Below are 14,451 nucleotides of genomic sequence, written 5' to 3'. Positions count from 1 at the left end.
TCTCTTTAAAAGATGCTTGCACCAACTTTAAAATATAGTTGTACAAACTCCTAATTTATTCCAACTTTTTGGGCCGACAATGCCATCCGCAACGATTTTTTGTTGCTTTTGAAAATTGATGACTGCTTGTTCGGTTTTCGCACCGAATCCTCCATCAGTAGTTACGGAAAATCCGTTGGCGTTCAAGAGTCGCTGGAGGTAGCGAACGTCCTCATTTTGCGTGACGCCATCGTTGCGTTTGAGTATGGGAAAATAACGGCAGGAAGGTAATTCCATGTGAATTGCATTTGTGGTTTGCATAGTTTGAGTCTCCATTAGTTGTTTGCAAGTTGTTTAAAAGCAGGACAGCGGGAAAAGATGTTAATTAATAGTCCTGGATGCGCTTTTGACGGGCATAAACGAGGTTGCGGCTTCGCTCAACCACCAGATTTTTTAGCGTTTCTGGGGGCGTAAAGGAAGTATTGCTGTGAAAAAAACCAGTTTCTTGCTACCCGTGCGCCTAGGATTAGTTAACTTGGATTTAACATCCGGGTTCACCTGTATAACAAGCGCCTAATAGACTCCAAGTTTGAGGGCCGACAATGCCATCAACACCAATCTTATTTTCCTTTTGAAATTTGATGACTGCTTGTTCAGTTTTTGGGCCGAAGAATCCATCAGTTGCGACGGGATATCCGTTTTTAACTAAGGATTGTTGGAGATAGCGCACGTTTTGATTGGCAGTGGTGCTATTATTTCGTTTCAGTGTGGGCAGTGAAGAGCAAAGAGGCAATTGAGCGTAAATTGAATTTGTGGTTTGCATGGTTTGATTGGGGATTAGTGGTTTGCAAGCCGTTTGAACTTGCTATTCCCCAGTTGTAGCTGTGGGGGGAAGTGCTTTAACAGTCGCTTTTTATAGTGACGCTTATCTGGGGTAGCTCAGATGAGTGACAGCCCGCTATCCAATCCGTCTTGTACAAAGTAATTGTCAAAGGCAAACAGCAGCAAATTTCCATTTTTTATCAACTTTTAGCATCTTTGCCAGCAGCCCCACACTATAAGTAAGTCGTCGCCAAAAAACGCCCCTATGTAAACGAGGGCAAAGTCTCCAAAGGCTCTCTACTGGCTGACTTAAATCTGTTTACATAGTGTTACATTATGCGATTTAATCCCGTATACCCACTTACCTGTACGGCTGTTGGTGTCGGGATGGATAGGCAGATTGACGTAGAGAAAGCGAGGCAATCAATCCTGTCACGGTGTAATCGCTGCACTCTTATACAAGCTGAGTAATAGTTTTTTATATAGAGGAGGCAAAAATACTGTATTTAAAGCTAGTTAACCATGTGAGCGAAAAGGGCGATTGGGAAAATTTCTCTGGGGTTGCGACTTTAACTGAGAAGTGATATCATAGTATCGGTAAATAGTAGATTTCCGGCTGTCAAACAACTTGAGAATTGAATCAATGACAATTTCTGTAACTATAGGGTTAAAGTCGGAAATAAAGTCGTCGGCGTTTAGATTTTCTCCAAAAAATTCCTTAGCTCGATCGCACTGATAGCGCATTTCGTCAAAGCCAACAATTTTCACCACAAATGTTGTCAGGGGCGAACTCTCCAAATCGGTATTAGAAGTGCTTTTAGCCCGCCCATTTTCTAATAAATTCAATACTTCCGTTTCTAAACCAATTTTAGGTTGATAAGGTTTGTCTATTTCTGGAAAAAAGCTTTCTAGGCGCACGCAGTTAGGAGCCTGCTCCGGAATTCCTCCCATCATCATCGCCAGAGACACCTCAATCCCCAAATCCGAAGATAGAGCTTCTAGCAGAGCGAGAGCAGGTAGTTTACACCCCAAATAAAGCTTCGCAATTTCGAGATTGTACTTAGCAGTAGTTTCCCAGCGCTGATATGTGCGATCGTCTGGATATCCCTCAAACTGTCGGAAAATTATTTCTGGCTTGAGATAATTCAGAAAACCTTCCATCTTGACCAAAGCAACTCGGTAGTCGCGAATCGTGTAAAAACCGCAGCAGATGAGATTGTGATTGGTTTCCGGCAGTAAATTCCAGGTATTTGCCAAAAAATGGGCTGAACTATGGTGAGCAAAACTCATCACATCCCGGTTAGAAATTCGCACAGCTTTTTTGACCGTTTCCCGCATTTCCTCATCAGTCAAACTGAGGTTAAATAGGCTATTTATTGCTTGCAAACGGTTATAAAGGCGCTGGCTTACTGTTACTCCGGACTCGGCTGCGCGAAACGGAATGGTTGCTTCAATGCAGCCTGCAACTTGAAGCAATTGCTCGCGTTTGAGAAATGGTTCTAGAGCTTTTGCTGCTACCACAGCGCTGAGAAATTCGTTTTGTCCGGCGAAAGGATTCAGGACTTCGCCCGGTACAAAATTGAATACCAGCATTACCATCTCGAAGATAGCATCCGCCGGCAGCTCCGATTGATCCCGAATTTGTAGTTGTTTGTTAACCTCTTTTGCAACAGGAGTGATGTAGTAGCTGACGTTAAAGTTAATGCTGCGATCGACTTGCACGTAGACGGTATCGTGAAATAAAGCTGCCAAAACCTCGATCGCGTCTTCATCTCCCCCCACCTCAAAAATATGTTCGGGAGTGTGAAAAAACCGCCAGGGCCCCACCATCGGCTGAACAATCAGTTCGGCAATCCGAGCGAGTTCACTGGGTTCGACTTTTGCTTCCAGGCGATCGAGCGCCCAAATCAGCCTTTCTAAGCACTGTAAGTAGGCTTGTTTGCTATCCATCACAGTCTTTCCCCATAACATTGCTGTCAGTCGATTTCAGATTTTAGATTTTAGATTTTAGATTTTCTCGACAGATGAATCTGGAAGCTGGAACCTTAGTCTAAAATTTTTAGATCTCCACGACTGGAGTCCACGGCTTGTATCCGTTTTTGGGGGGTCACGTCAGCCACCCTGCTGTTAGTTTGATTTTGTCCTAGATGCGCCCCGGCTATTTTTATTTGAGATTTATGAGCCTTTTTTGGAATACTTTAGCTGCAATTTAGGATGGAAATACTAACTTAAACTACACTTAATTTCCGGTAGCTGACCTCCCCTGTTTTCCTAGTCTAATTAGCACAAAGTATGACAAGTAAATTACATAGATTACTAAACCTATTAGACCCAACAATCCCAAAAACTGAGGGGTTGCCGTAGGGTGAAACATTTGTTTGTAGAACCAAGGTGGGTCTAACCAAATGCGGCAAAAAGGTTCGTCAATTACCTGAATTTGCGATTTAAAAGCACAGCTTAAGAAGGGAAGTTGAGCAAGAGCGCCCAAACCGCTGTAAACAGTAATCGCCCACCGCCAAGCTGTAAAAGCCAGTTTCAAGGGCGACTGCGGTCGATCGGCAATTTCTTCGTTTAAATCCTCCCAAAACCACAGACTAGCAGGAATTAAGGCCCTCCCAATCACCGACGATACAAAGCTCACAGGCAGGGCAGCCATCATCAGGTAAAGTGTAATTGCCAGCAAACTCGCCACCCGCCAATAAATAATCGACAAACGGACGATCGCCTCAGATTTTGCCACAACAGCCCAAATCAGCACTACCAGCGGGATCGAAATTGTTAATAACACAGACAACCGATAATCCATCCAGACTAGCGGTTGAAACCAAGGCCCGGTGGCTGCCAATAAAAGACTCAACATCTTTGGGAAAATATACTCACTTATTTGTCACAAATTTTACTACAAAAATGCTAAAAAATCAGCAACCAGAACACGGTCTTAATGTTTTAGTTACTACTACCTTTTCTAAGGTGCTTGGCGCGCTTTAAAACGTACTTGAGACACGATAGACGGCAATATGCTGGGATTAAAACTGTTTATTCCTCGAATCTCGCCTTCCCATCCCCCGAACCAAGGGGGGACGCCAGAGCAAATTATTGTCTCCCTTGGTTCGGGGAGTGGAGAGAAGCTGGCAGATCTGAAGCATTGGGATAGAGGCCAAATCTCGCCAATATTTCAAGGCTCAACCCCTCAAATAAAATTCTCCCGCGCCAAAAGTTAGATTTCGGCGCGGGAGGCAAGGCTTAGAGCTAAATGGCTCGTTTATTCCTCGTAGATGCGGCACTCAGCAGCGTCAGGATTGTCGTCGCAAAATTTTTCAAAAGAATTCTTAGGTTTGACTTGCTTTTGGTGGGAAGCTTCTGCTTGCAGTTCTTCAACTGCGTCCCACGCCGCCGCGCATTCCCCGGAAGTGGCGCCCTTGAGGTCACAGACGGTACGAGCGCTTTCTAGTTCTTCTTCAATTTTTTCTTGGATGTTGCCTGCGGGTGTTGTTGTCATAAAACTTGTTGGTAGGAAAGTGTAGGAGAATATGGTTGTCCCCGACCTATTTCTAGGTAATGTTAGCACGCGCCTTTGTTTAGTGAGCTTGTTCGGCTAACGGCACGTCCTTAACCCAAATAAAGATGTTTAACCGTTAACGACAGAGCAAGGGACTAGCTAAGCAGCCACTTGGTGTCATAACTCAAAAAACCTAGACTTCTAAAGTCTTAGGCGGGTCAACTGTGGTTTAAGTCTTAGGCTCGAAGCGAGCGTGTCTTTAGACCTGGGTCGTTGACCTTATTAAGTAAGAAAGGTTTTCTTTTTGGATGTTAGTTTGGGTTGGATTTGCTGTTCCGGTCTGGCGACCCCAGCTAATAATAGCTTGAGATGCGCTGCTGTTGCAGCAGCCCAGAGACAAACCATCCATAAGTGCGATCGCAGCAGCCGTCTCTACTTCCTGCTTTACTCTACCCCGTCGGCGGGGGAAGAGTCCACAGGCATCAATGTAGGTCGAGCTGACCTTACTTTTGATGAAAACATTACACGAGGTTGGTGTGTCAAACTGTATTGAGCTTTATCTTTTAAGATTTAGCTGAATACGGCATTTAACACTAAACAGATTAATGGGACACTCATGTTAACTTATGTTAACACAAGAACGGCAATCGATGGGGAATCGATCGCCCAACAATAGCGTCCCCCCAGTGGCCAGTTCCAGTTAGCCTAATGTATAGAGATAGTTTTATAGAGAAGTTTGCCTTATGTACACCCAAAACCAAATGCAATGGGTCAGCGCTTTATCAACCCGTCCCTCTTTGGAATCCGCCCTCAAAGAAGTTATAGAACAAGCAGATCGCGACCTAGAAGGCCCGGCTGATTTAGCGCTGATATTTATCTCGTCTGCCTTTGCCAGCGAGTATTCTCGGCTGATGCCTTTACTCCGAGAACTGCTGCCAGTACCCGCGATCCTGGGCTGCGGCGGGGGAGGAGTCATCGGCACGAACCGGGGCGGCCTCACCGAAGAAGTCGAGGGAGCTCCGGCAGTCAGCCTCAGTCTGGCCCGTTTGCCGGGAGTGAACGTCAGAACTTTTCACGTCGGTGCAGAAGAACTGCCGGACTTAGATAGTCCCCCGGATACTTGGGTGGATCTCCTGGGCGTGCCTGCCCAGGAAGAACCGCAGTTCATCATCTTGGCCGACCCCTTTTCGGCAAAAATTAACGATTTGCTCCAAGGGCTCGATTATGCCTATCCGGGCGCGGCTAAGGTAGGGGGACTTGCCGGGGGGGACGGTGCGGGCAGAGGCGCGGCGCTGTTTTGCGACTATCAGCTTTACCGAGAAGGGACGGTTGGGGTAGCTTTGAGTGGCAATATAGTTTTGGAAACGATCGTCGCTCAAGGCTGCAGGCCGATCGGGCATCCTTATCGGGTGACGGAAGGAGAGCGCAATATTTTGTTGAAACTCGAAGAACAAACCGACGATACGGGCAGCGCGGGCATCGAGCGATCGCCCTTAGAGGCTTTGCGAGAGTTAGTTCAAACTTTGAGCGAAGAAGACCGAGAATTAGCCCAGCACTCGTTATTTGTAGGCTTAGTTAGCGATGAATTCAAGCTGACATTAGAGCCGGGAGATTTTTTAATCCGCAATCTGTTGGGAGTAGATCCGAAAGTGGGAGCAATTGCGATCGGCGATCGAGTCCGTCCCGGACAGCGCATCCAATTCCACCTGCGGGACGCGCGCACCTCCGCAGAAGACCTAGAAATGCTGCTCGATCGCTATCAGCGGGCTGCCGAGTACAGCGGTACATCTAGCGCCGGTGCCTTAATGTTCTCTTGTCTGGGGCGCGGCGAAGGGCTTTACGGCCAGTCGAACTTTGACTCCCGACTGTTTGGCCGATACCTCAAAAATATCCCCCTGAGCGGCTTTTTCTGCAACGGCGAAATTGGTCCCGTCGGCGGCAGCACATTTCTGCACGGCTACACATCCGTATTCGGGATTTGCCGCCAAAATTCATAATTGGTGAAATGATGAGTGTTAACTGTTGACTGATGAGTGTTAACTGTTGACAATCTAAAATCTAAAATCTAAAGTCTAAAATCTAAAATCTAGCCACTGATGACCAATAAATAAAAGCGGCAGTCGCCTGCCGCTTTTACCTGTAACTAGATGTCTGGAAACCTTAGAAACTAAAGGTAGTACGGAGGAGTCCGACCCAGATATCCTCGTTGTTGTTGTTGTGTTCCGGATTCAGAATCACGTAAACGCCCGGTGTCACCGAAATAAAGTCATTGACTTGGAAGCGATAGAAACCCTCTAAGTGATAAGAGGTGTTGCGATTTCTGGCGACATCGCTCTCGGTAACTTTTGGCGGTACACCAAAGACGAAGCCGAGGACGTTGCCTTGTCGGGCAAAATCTCCCAGGGCCACAGTGATAGCACCATTCTGGATGGTAGCGTCATTGTTGCCACCCCGCAGTTGTTCAGCCTTCGTATAACCGTACCAACCGCCAATCTGAAAGCGACTGCTGGGTTTGAAGTTAACTTGCACGCCATAGTTATCTGATGCGGTAGGTGATTGATCGAAGGGCCGATTAGCCAACAAACTGCCGACGCCGCCCATGAGGTTAACATCGCCTGCCCGATTGTATTTCCGGGTGTAAGTCAAGCCCAAGTCAAACGGTCTGCTAAAAAAGCCGATCTGACCCAGAGCGCTGAAAGAACCGTCGAAAACGCCCCTGCCATCTGCGGGGTTGGGAGCATCGCCGTCGCCTGCGAGATAGCCCGCGGTAGCTCGGAAGCTGCCCAAGTTGAAACTCACACTTGCGCCTGCTCCCTGCGGGCCGCGGAATACGGCCGGGTTGCGAACTCCAAATCTGGAAAGTGAACCGTTACTCGTAGAGTTACCAAAGGTAGAAGCCTGGTCTGCAATTTCATCTAGGTCAAGCCCTTTAGGACCGACAAAGACTGTAGCTTTACCCATCGGGAACCGATAGTACAACTCGTCTAGTGTGAAATTGCTGTTCTCAGCTCCATCAAACGCTAGGCGAGCCATGTTAGTGCCCGTAGCTGTTGCTGCTGAGTAGTTGGCGACGTTGAGGGCTTGCAAGCGGGTTCTGAGCAAGTCTCGACCGGTGAAGCTGGTGTTGAAGTTCAACCGCACCCGGTAGCCGAAGTTGGTAGACGTTTGGTCGTCGCGATCGCGGATATGATTGCCGTTGGCGTCACGAGCTTGTATAGGATCTCCGAAGGTGTCGCTGACAGCAAAAATGGCTTCTCCAGCCAGTTTGGTGGTGGTGGAGAACTGGTTTGCTTCGAGTTCTGCAGTGCGAGCTTCTAGGCCGTCTACTCGTCCGCGCAGGGTAGCGAGTTCGGCTGCAAATTCTTCTTGCAGGCGTTGCAGGATGGCTAAGTCATCTTTGGTAACTAAGTTACCTGTTGACCCAATTAGCTGGGTTATCTGGTCTAAGCAAGCGTTGACGCCGGCTGCAAATTCGTAGCGAGTCAGGGCGCGGTTGCCGCGGTAGGTGCCGTCGGGATAACCTACGATACAACTGTAGCGTTCGACTAGGGATTGCAGGGCTTGGAATGCCCAATCTGTCGGTCGCACGTCGGAGAGCTGAGTGACTGATGTCACCTGGGACATGGTTCCGGACGGTTGGGCCGGCAGCGCTTGGGGAGCGACAGGGACGATGGGGCCGCCCATTCCGGCGGCTGGTGTCTGAGCAATTTCTACCTTAGTAGCTGGGGTAGTAGCTGGGGTAGTAGCTGGGGTGCTGGCGACTGCTGGCACTTCAATTTTCCCAGGGGCGTCTGTCTGGCTGATTCCCACTGCCAAGTCTGATGCTTGGGGCGAGGATTCGGCTGTGCCTGCTACTGCTGCTAGGGGTTCAGTTGTTGCTGCGGCGCTGGTCGGAGCGATTGGGGCTGCTAAGCCAATGTCGCTCCCTGTTGTTTGCAGTGTTGTTTGCACTGCTGCTTCGCTGGTTTCTGGTTTGATTGAGGCGAGTTTTTCAGCGTCTGCTTCGTTAACGACCGGGGTTTGGGCCGCTTCGACGCTGCTGTTTAAAGCCAGGTTTTCTGGGGCAGCAGGGGCTGCTGCAACTGGTTCTGCAACTATTTCTCCAACTATTTCTGCAATTTTTGACTCAGATGACTGAGCTGTAGCTAGCTGGTTGGCTTCAGCGGTTGCGGTCACTTCTGCGGCGATCGCAGCGGTACTCATGACTGATGATAGCCCCAGAATTGCCGGGGATACTAGCAGTAAATTCCAAAAAGTTCTGTTCATTTTCCTCACACCTTCACACTCTATTCAACTCGACGAGCAGCAATTCCCAACTGCTAATTTTTGTGGTTGCTTGCCTGTTGACAATAAATGCCAAAATAGAACATATCCATAACTGTTGATTCACAGTAGGCGTGTCTACTTCTGCTTGAACTTAGGGGGCTGAGCCCTTATACCGCCCAGGCATCAATTCAGGTCAAGCCCACATTACATTACAGTTGATTATACCATCACGTGCTAATTTCATCTCTCGATCGCCCGACTTGCTTGAGTTGCTCTGCGGGCGATCGACAACTGGTTCTAAGGGTTCGACAACAATCTGCCTTTAACTGAGCAACTGCCCAGAGTCCTCGGTTACGCCAGACTTAACAGACAGTTATAGGTAGGATTGTGGCTGCTTGTCGCATCCCTTATACAGCTTTATATCCTATAATGTCAAGCTTTTTAAGCTAACTTTAAACCTCGCGACCCGGCAGGGGCTATTTTCCCGCCATGAGTGGGGAACTGAAACTTAAAGGCTGGTAGATAGACCCGATCTAAACCAAAGTTCAGGCTTGACCAATTTGGTTTTTTTGATGCCCGCTGCCGTCGGGACTTGCCAGGGCGATCGCCTTTTTTGAGACTAACCGTCGGCGGGTTTAATTTCCCGCTATTTTAACACAACTTTTTGTTGTTTGAGTACGACTGCAACTGGGTGGTGCTTGACCCGCTGTTGGCCCAGGGAAAGCTCACTTGCTTGACAGACCAACTATGCCCAAGATTCCTAGTGGTTTTAACGATGTTTTTACCTACGGACGATCGCAGGAGTTTAGTGTTAAGCTGGCGAAAATGCAGAAGTCGAAAATAGAGCTGCTGTCAGAACAAAAAACCCAAACGCTGGGGGTAAGCAAGTTATACCATTTTCGATTAAAGAATAGGGAGTAACTGATGACATAAAGGTTTGGAGCTTGCCTACAGTCGGATTATTTTGGGTAACTGGTATTAGTATAAAGAGTGAGGGTTTATGGAAGATTTTGGTATTATTATTGCCTGCTGCGACCAAGATTATCTGTTTGCTAAGGGTTGCTGTGCTAGCATCCGCTATTTCCTGGGAGATGTACCGATTTGTCTGTTGATTGACGGTACGTTTTCGGTGAGTGCTTTGGAAAAGTCATATGGGGTGCGAGTTATCAACCGCACAACTGTTTCTGAAGAAGTTCTCAGAAAAAGAAGTTTTGGTTGGGGCAAAACTAAAATGATCGCTTTTTGGGAAAGTCCTTGGTCAAATTTTATGGTTTTGGATGCCGATACGATCGTCTGGGGCGATGTTCTCAAATTGGCTAACTTTCAAGACTTTGATTTTATTGTAGACAAGCCTTGTTACGATTACCCGGATGCGGATGTTTCGGAATTTTTCTTTGACATTCCAGGCATTGAGAAGCATTTCCCGAATTTTCGTTGGTCGGAATCGCGATCGCACTATTTCTGCACAGGCACTTTCTTTGCTAAACGCGACGTTTTTAGCTTGGAAGAATACGTGGAAATTTTAGATTTTACGGCGGCAAATCCGGGGATATTTAAGTACGGAGAAATGGGGTTTTTGAACTTTATGATTTTCCGGGCTGCACAAGAAAATCGACTGCGGGTGCAGAATGTGGATATGCAGTTGTTGGTGCCGGATTTTGATCGGGATTTGCTCAGAAAGCGGTTTCCGGTGGAAGAAAGCGGGCCTGCAGGCGATCGCACTGAGGCAACTGTGATTCACTGGTGCGGGCCGAAGCCAACTTTATCGAGTGGGAAAGTTTACTCGGAACCGATGAATTTTTGCCGCCGCAAGTGTGAGGAGGATGTTTGGAACCGCACGGGTTTGGCTGCCGAAATGTCCCTACAAGTTGAGGATTTACAGCGATCAATCTACGTGTATAAGAATAAGTTTAAGAAGAAGTTTCGGCAGTTGACTGGTAAGTAGATTCAGAGTGGCGCGCGGGCGAGAAACCGGGAATATCCCTCGATTTCTCGCCCCCCAATCCAGATTTTTTTAATAGTCTTAAAGAGGCTTTTTTTAACCGCAGATGTCAGCGGATGAACCGGGAGGCACGCGGATTTTGGCTTACCCATCAAGGGGTAAAGTTGGTCCGGCAGGGGGCAAAACTTGGCGGTGAACGCTTACTTTGTGGCTTTCCCGCTGAGTTTGCATTTCGACGGCGATCGCCTCAAATTCGACTTCCATGCAGCCGTAGGGAATCTCTAACTCGACACTTGCTCGAACATTTCCCAAGCCGTTAGCTTGAAATTCGGTAATCCAGCGCGGCCCGTCAAGAATCAGGTAGGTTTGTCGATCGTACACCCAAACTTTCACATAAATCCGGGGCATTAATTCCGGCAGTTGCACTTGCACTTTTACAGCCTGGCCCGCGATAATTTCGGCGCGCGGCAATTCCAAAATCGGCATCGGTACTAACTCGTCTTCTGGCAAAACGTAGGGAGTCGGGGGAGTGTCTTCTGCAGCGACAGTTCTGGTTTGTTGAGCAACTTGTTTCGGTTGCAGCGGTTCGTCAAAAACCACAAATTCTCTGGCTTCCGGGCTAGTGGATTTGGGGTCGGAAATTGTTTGGGTGGTTTCGGGTTGCTGGTGGGTTGCGCTGCTTTTTTCCACAACGGCAATTTCGTCGCTGCTATTTGCGGGTGCTGTTGGAGTTGGTGACAGGGTGGTTGCTTTGAGCCAGTCGGGGGATTCGCCGTTGCTGGCTAAGGAACTCAGTCGCGACCAAAATCGACTTTCGACGTTTAAGGTTTGAAATGCCTGTTTTGTGGGTGCTGGCTGGGTGTCTGGGGCTTTTTTTTCTAATTCGACGTTGTTTTCTGGTTTTTGGTCGATCGCTCCGGTTTCCGCTGTTTGAGGGGGAGTTGGGGTGTCTGAGGGTTTGGTTTGTGGGTCACTCGACTCTGCGACCGTTCGAGGCGAATTGGAGATTTCCGACAGCAATTGCGATCGGCTGCTGTCGGGCAGTTTGTTACCAAATGCGGGCAGTTCTAGACCGCCTGCACTTGGAGTGTGACGCGAAGCCAGTAGGGGGGGTAAGGCTTCAGTAGTTGGGGCTTCGGCGGGGGAGGGAGGGTCTAAGGATTTTTCTACTAGCTTGAGGAAGGATATATTTTTGGCGCTTCCAGACGGTTTTGAGGCTGTTGGGGAAGGTTCAGCTTGATGCTTTTCTTCGATGAAATTGTCTTTAATTTCCTGTAGAAGGTGCTCTAAACGAGCTGTAATTGTGAATAGTTTGGTGGCTAGGGTGACGCCGCCGCTGCTAAGAATTGCTTCTCCTAAAATGAGGCGACTTTTGCATTCGGTTGGGATATAGGTGACGCAGGCAAAGATGCAGGGGGGAACTTGTTCTGGCATTGGCTGCTGGATTTCTGCGAGAATTTTTGAGGTTTGGGGGTCACGCAGGTAAATTTGTAGTTGTGCTGAACCGATGAGTTGTTTGAGTTCTCGTGCTTCTGATTCGGGGATGAGAGTTGCTGTTTTTCTGGTTTTTTGCGGGGGTTGGGGAATGTCGATTTTGCCGGAAATGATTAAGGGGCGACCGAGTTGGGTGACGAAGGTTTCTTGATCGAGGACGAGTTCGAGTTTGACGCCCGGTTTGGGTTCGGGGGTTTGGGGAATGGGGAATTGGTAGATTTTGGTCTGCTGCGGTGCTGAAGCTGCTGCTGGGATTGGGGTTGGTGCGGGGCGAGCGACCGGTGCTGCGATTTGTGGGGCTGCGCGATCGACCGGTGCTGCCTTTTCTGAGTGTGAGAGGGAAGTTGCAGGTTCGATTTGGTCGATCGGCGGTAGGGGTTCGGAGGTTTCAGATTCTGCGGGCAATACTTCCAACTGAACGCCGTACTGCCAAGGTTTTAATGGGGTTGCTTTGGGATCTGGCAAGCAGGAGAGTTCCCACAGCCCGGGTTTGAGCCTGGTGTAGGGAATGATCACGACTAATCCTTCGGGGTTGGTGCGGGCCGATCGGCTTTGGACTTTCCGCTGCGCCCCTGGGTCGAAGGAGGTATGGGTAACGCGAATTTCGATGTCGGTGTTGGGGTGCTGAATGCGAGCAACAACACGGTATTTACCTTCTAGAATTTCCACGTCGGAGGTTTCTAGGGGCAACCAGGCGCGATCGCCTTCTTTTTGTAGCAAAAATTCTAATTTTTTCATTTTAGTTTCCCCTTGAAGGCTCCCGCTTGATTCGTCACAGCTTGGCAGCGGGCTGTTGAGCGACAGCTACAGGCACTGAATTACTTTATGTTTTATAGCCTATCATCACTCTCGGTCAAGAGGCCCACTTACCAAGGACTGCCGATAATGCTGAAAGCTGCCCAGTAGTAAGGATGGGATAAATCTTTGCTGTCGAGTTTCGAGATGGACGGGGGCAAGGGAGTTTCGCCCCGGGAACTTCGCAGTTGACCGCGTTCGATCGTCACTTTGCCTTCGATCGCACCAATTTGTGCTTGCCTGAGAGCTTCAGCTTTAATGATTGGAGGGTCTTGTGGCCTGCTGATTTTTAACTGCTGGTAAAACTCTGTCATCAGGGCGAGAGTCCCCGCATCGCTGACGTACCACAGGCTGGCGAGGGCTGATTTTGCCCCCGATTGCAGTGCTAAACCAGCAAATCCGAGTTCTGCTTCTTTGTCTCCCAAGGCGGTTCTACAGGCGCTTAATACTAACAGTTCAAGAGGGGGATTGTTCCATTTTAACTCTCTCATTTGATCTAGTCTAAGTTGCGTGTCCCAAAATTGAATGTAGGAGTTATTTGGGGTCCCGGGGCGAAATTCGGCGTGGGTGGCAAGGTGGATGATTCCATATCTTTGTTGCAGTCGCTGGGATTGCAAGTTTACTATGGTGAAATCTTCGTTGAGAAAGGATTGACCGGGCCACTGTCGGGCGATCGCGCCCAATTCTAACGGCACTGCTGGCAGCGGTTCTTTGTTCGCCGTTTCTGCGAAATCTGATGCGCCCATTGCTAGAACTTGCACGTTTCTGAGGTCGATGTAATTGCTGTCTGTGAGTTTGAATGCGGGGATGCGGGCAAGGCTGTATTTTTGGATCAGAAATTGCTGTCCGTCGTGCATTGCTGCTAGGGGTACGGTTCGCAAACCTTCGCCGACGCAGAACAGCAAGGTTTCAATTTTTGCTGTTTGCAAATCTGTTTCTAGGGGTGCAACTATCCATTTGTAGAGTTGTTGGGCTGGTTCTAGATAGGTGGTGGTGTTAAGTTTTACGGGGTTGGTGATTTCGCTGCTGAATTCTTTGACTACTGAGAGCAGTTTTTCTTGTTTGGCTTGCGGGACGCTGCGAAGAATAGGCGGGCGATCGGGCAATATTAAGATTAATTCTAGTTGGTCGGTGCGGGGGATAGCGTAAATTAAAGCAGGTTTTTTCTTTGTTTGAACTGCTAGGCGGGAGAGAGTTTTTGATATTGCTTCGGCGGTTTTTGCACGGGTTCCAAAGTCTTGTTCAAAGTATGTTTGATAGTCTTCTTCCCAGCTTTCTTCGATTCTGGTTACGGCTTCGGTGAGGTTGCCCCGATCGAGTAAATTTCTCATTTCTTGCCCGTTAAGCCCGCCCTGGCCTGTGTTTTGGGCAATTGTAGCGAGGTTCGCGGTACTCCAGCAGAAAAATATTGCTATCAAACAGTAAAAAATAGCTTTTTTAATTTTTTTCTGAGTCGTGTGTTTTTGGCGTTGCTGCTGGGGTTGGTAGTGCATGATTTTGGGGCGGTTAAGGGCGCCGTTGGCGGCAGCAGTTGGCAAAAGTTGGGATGTGGGTGGGAATTTTGACTGTGCTGGCGATCGCCGTACGATTCTAGCATTCAAGACCAACCGCCAATATCTACCGTAGGGTGTGGGCACGAACACTAACTGAGTCC

The 14,451-nt window shown here is 48.5% G+C and carries 11 protein-coding genes; 3 read left to right on the top strand and 8 right to left on the bottom strand.

Annotation, left to right across the window (positions count from 1 at the left end; genetic code table 11):
• Positions 1-27 precede the first annotated feature (27 nt).
• The 5 genes from QUA38_RS01765 to QUA38_RS01745 form a co-directional block, all read right to left on the bottom strand.
• Positions 28-300: a peptidoglycan-binding domain-containing protein gene (locus QUA38_RS01765; protein ID WP_333158672.1), complete on the bottom strand. Its 273-nt coding sequence runs from the start codon at positions 298-300 to the stop codon at positions 28-30.
• A gap of 220 nt (positions 301-520) precedes the next feature.
• Positions 521-802 (bottom strand): peptidoglycan-binding domain-containing protein, encoded by a 282-nt coding sequence (locus QUA38_RS01760; protein WP_333158671.1) that lies wholly within the window; start codon positions 800-802, stop codon positions 521-523.
• A gap of 515 nt (positions 803-1,317) precedes the next feature.
• Positions 1,318-2,772, bottom strand: a complete 1,455-nt coding sequence (locus QUA38_RS01755) for a hypothetical protein (RefSeq protein WP_333158669.1) — start codon at positions 2,770-2,772, stop codon at positions 1,318-1,320.
• A gap of 268 nt (positions 2,773-3,040) precedes the next feature.
• Entirely contained in the window at positions 3,041-3,661 is a 621-nt protein-coding gene (locus QUA38_RS01750; protein ID WP_333158667.1) for a DUF3177 family protein, read from the bottom strand.
• 402 nt (positions 3,662-4,063) lie between these two features.
• Complete coding sequence (locus QUA38_RS01745) at positions 4,064-4,300, bottom strand: Calvin cycle protein CP12 (RefSeq protein ID WP_190662788.1); 237 nt, start codon at positions 4,298-4,300, stop codon at positions 4,064-4,066.
• A 304-nt stretch (positions 4,301-4,604) separates the two neighbouring features.
• On the opposite strand from QUA38_RS01745, the gene QUA38_RS01740 reads away from it, so the two are divergent.
• Positions 4,605-4,853 (top strand): hypothetical protein, encoded by a 249-nt coding sequence (locus tag QUA38_RS01740; protein ID WP_333158665.1) that lies wholly within the window; start codon positions 4,605-4,607, stop codon positions 4,851-4,853.
• A 190-nt stretch (positions 4,854-5,043) separates the two neighbouring features.
• A complete protein-coding gene (locus tag QUA38_RS01735) occupies positions 5,044-6,297 on the top strand; it encodes an FIST N-terminal domain-containing protein (RefSeq protein WP_333158663.1) in 1,254 nt (417 codons plus the stop codon).
• A 163-nt stretch (positions 6,298-6,460) separates the two neighbouring features.
• On the opposite strand, the gene QUA38_RS01730 is transcribed toward QUA38_RS01735, so the two are convergent.
• Positions 6,461-8,566, bottom strand: a complete 2,106-nt coding sequence (locus QUA38_RS01730; protein ID WP_333158661.1) for an iron uptake porin — start codon at positions 8,564-8,566, stop codon at positions 6,461-6,463.
• A 1,000-nt stretch (positions 8,567-9,566) separates the two neighbouring features.
• Between QUA38_RS01730 and QUA38_RS01725 the strand changes: the two genes are divergently transcribed.
• Positions 9,567-10,511 carry a hypothetical protein gene (locus QUA38_RS01725; RefSeq protein WP_333158659.1) on the top strand — a complete coding sequence of 315 codons (945 nt, stop codon included), beginning with the start codon at positions 9,567-9,569 and terminating at the stop codon, positions 10,509-10,511.
• 141 nt (positions 10,512-10,652) lie between these two features.
• On the opposite strand, the gene QUA38_RS01720 is transcribed toward QUA38_RS01725, so the two are convergent.
• Complete coding sequence (locus QUA38_RS01720) at positions 10,653-12,740, bottom strand: hypothetical protein (protein WP_333158657.1); 2,088 nt, start codon at positions 12,738-12,740, stop codon at positions 10,653-10,655.
• 128 nt (positions 12,741-12,868) lie between these two features.
• A complete protein-coding gene (locus QUA38_RS01715) occupies positions 12,869-14,440 on the bottom strand; it encodes a CHAT domain-containing protein (protein ID WP_445305019.1) in 1,572 nt (523 codons plus the stop codon).
• Between the last annotated feature and the right edge of the window lie 11 nt (positions 14,441-14,451).

It is taken from the genome of Microcoleus sp. Pol12B4 (genome assembly GCF_036701385.1).
Taxonomy (GTDB): domain Bacteria; phylum Cyanobacteriota; class Cyanobacteriia; order Cyanobacteriales; family Microcoleaceae; genus Microcoleus.
This window is presented reverse-complemented; position numbering and strand designations above follow the sequence as displayed.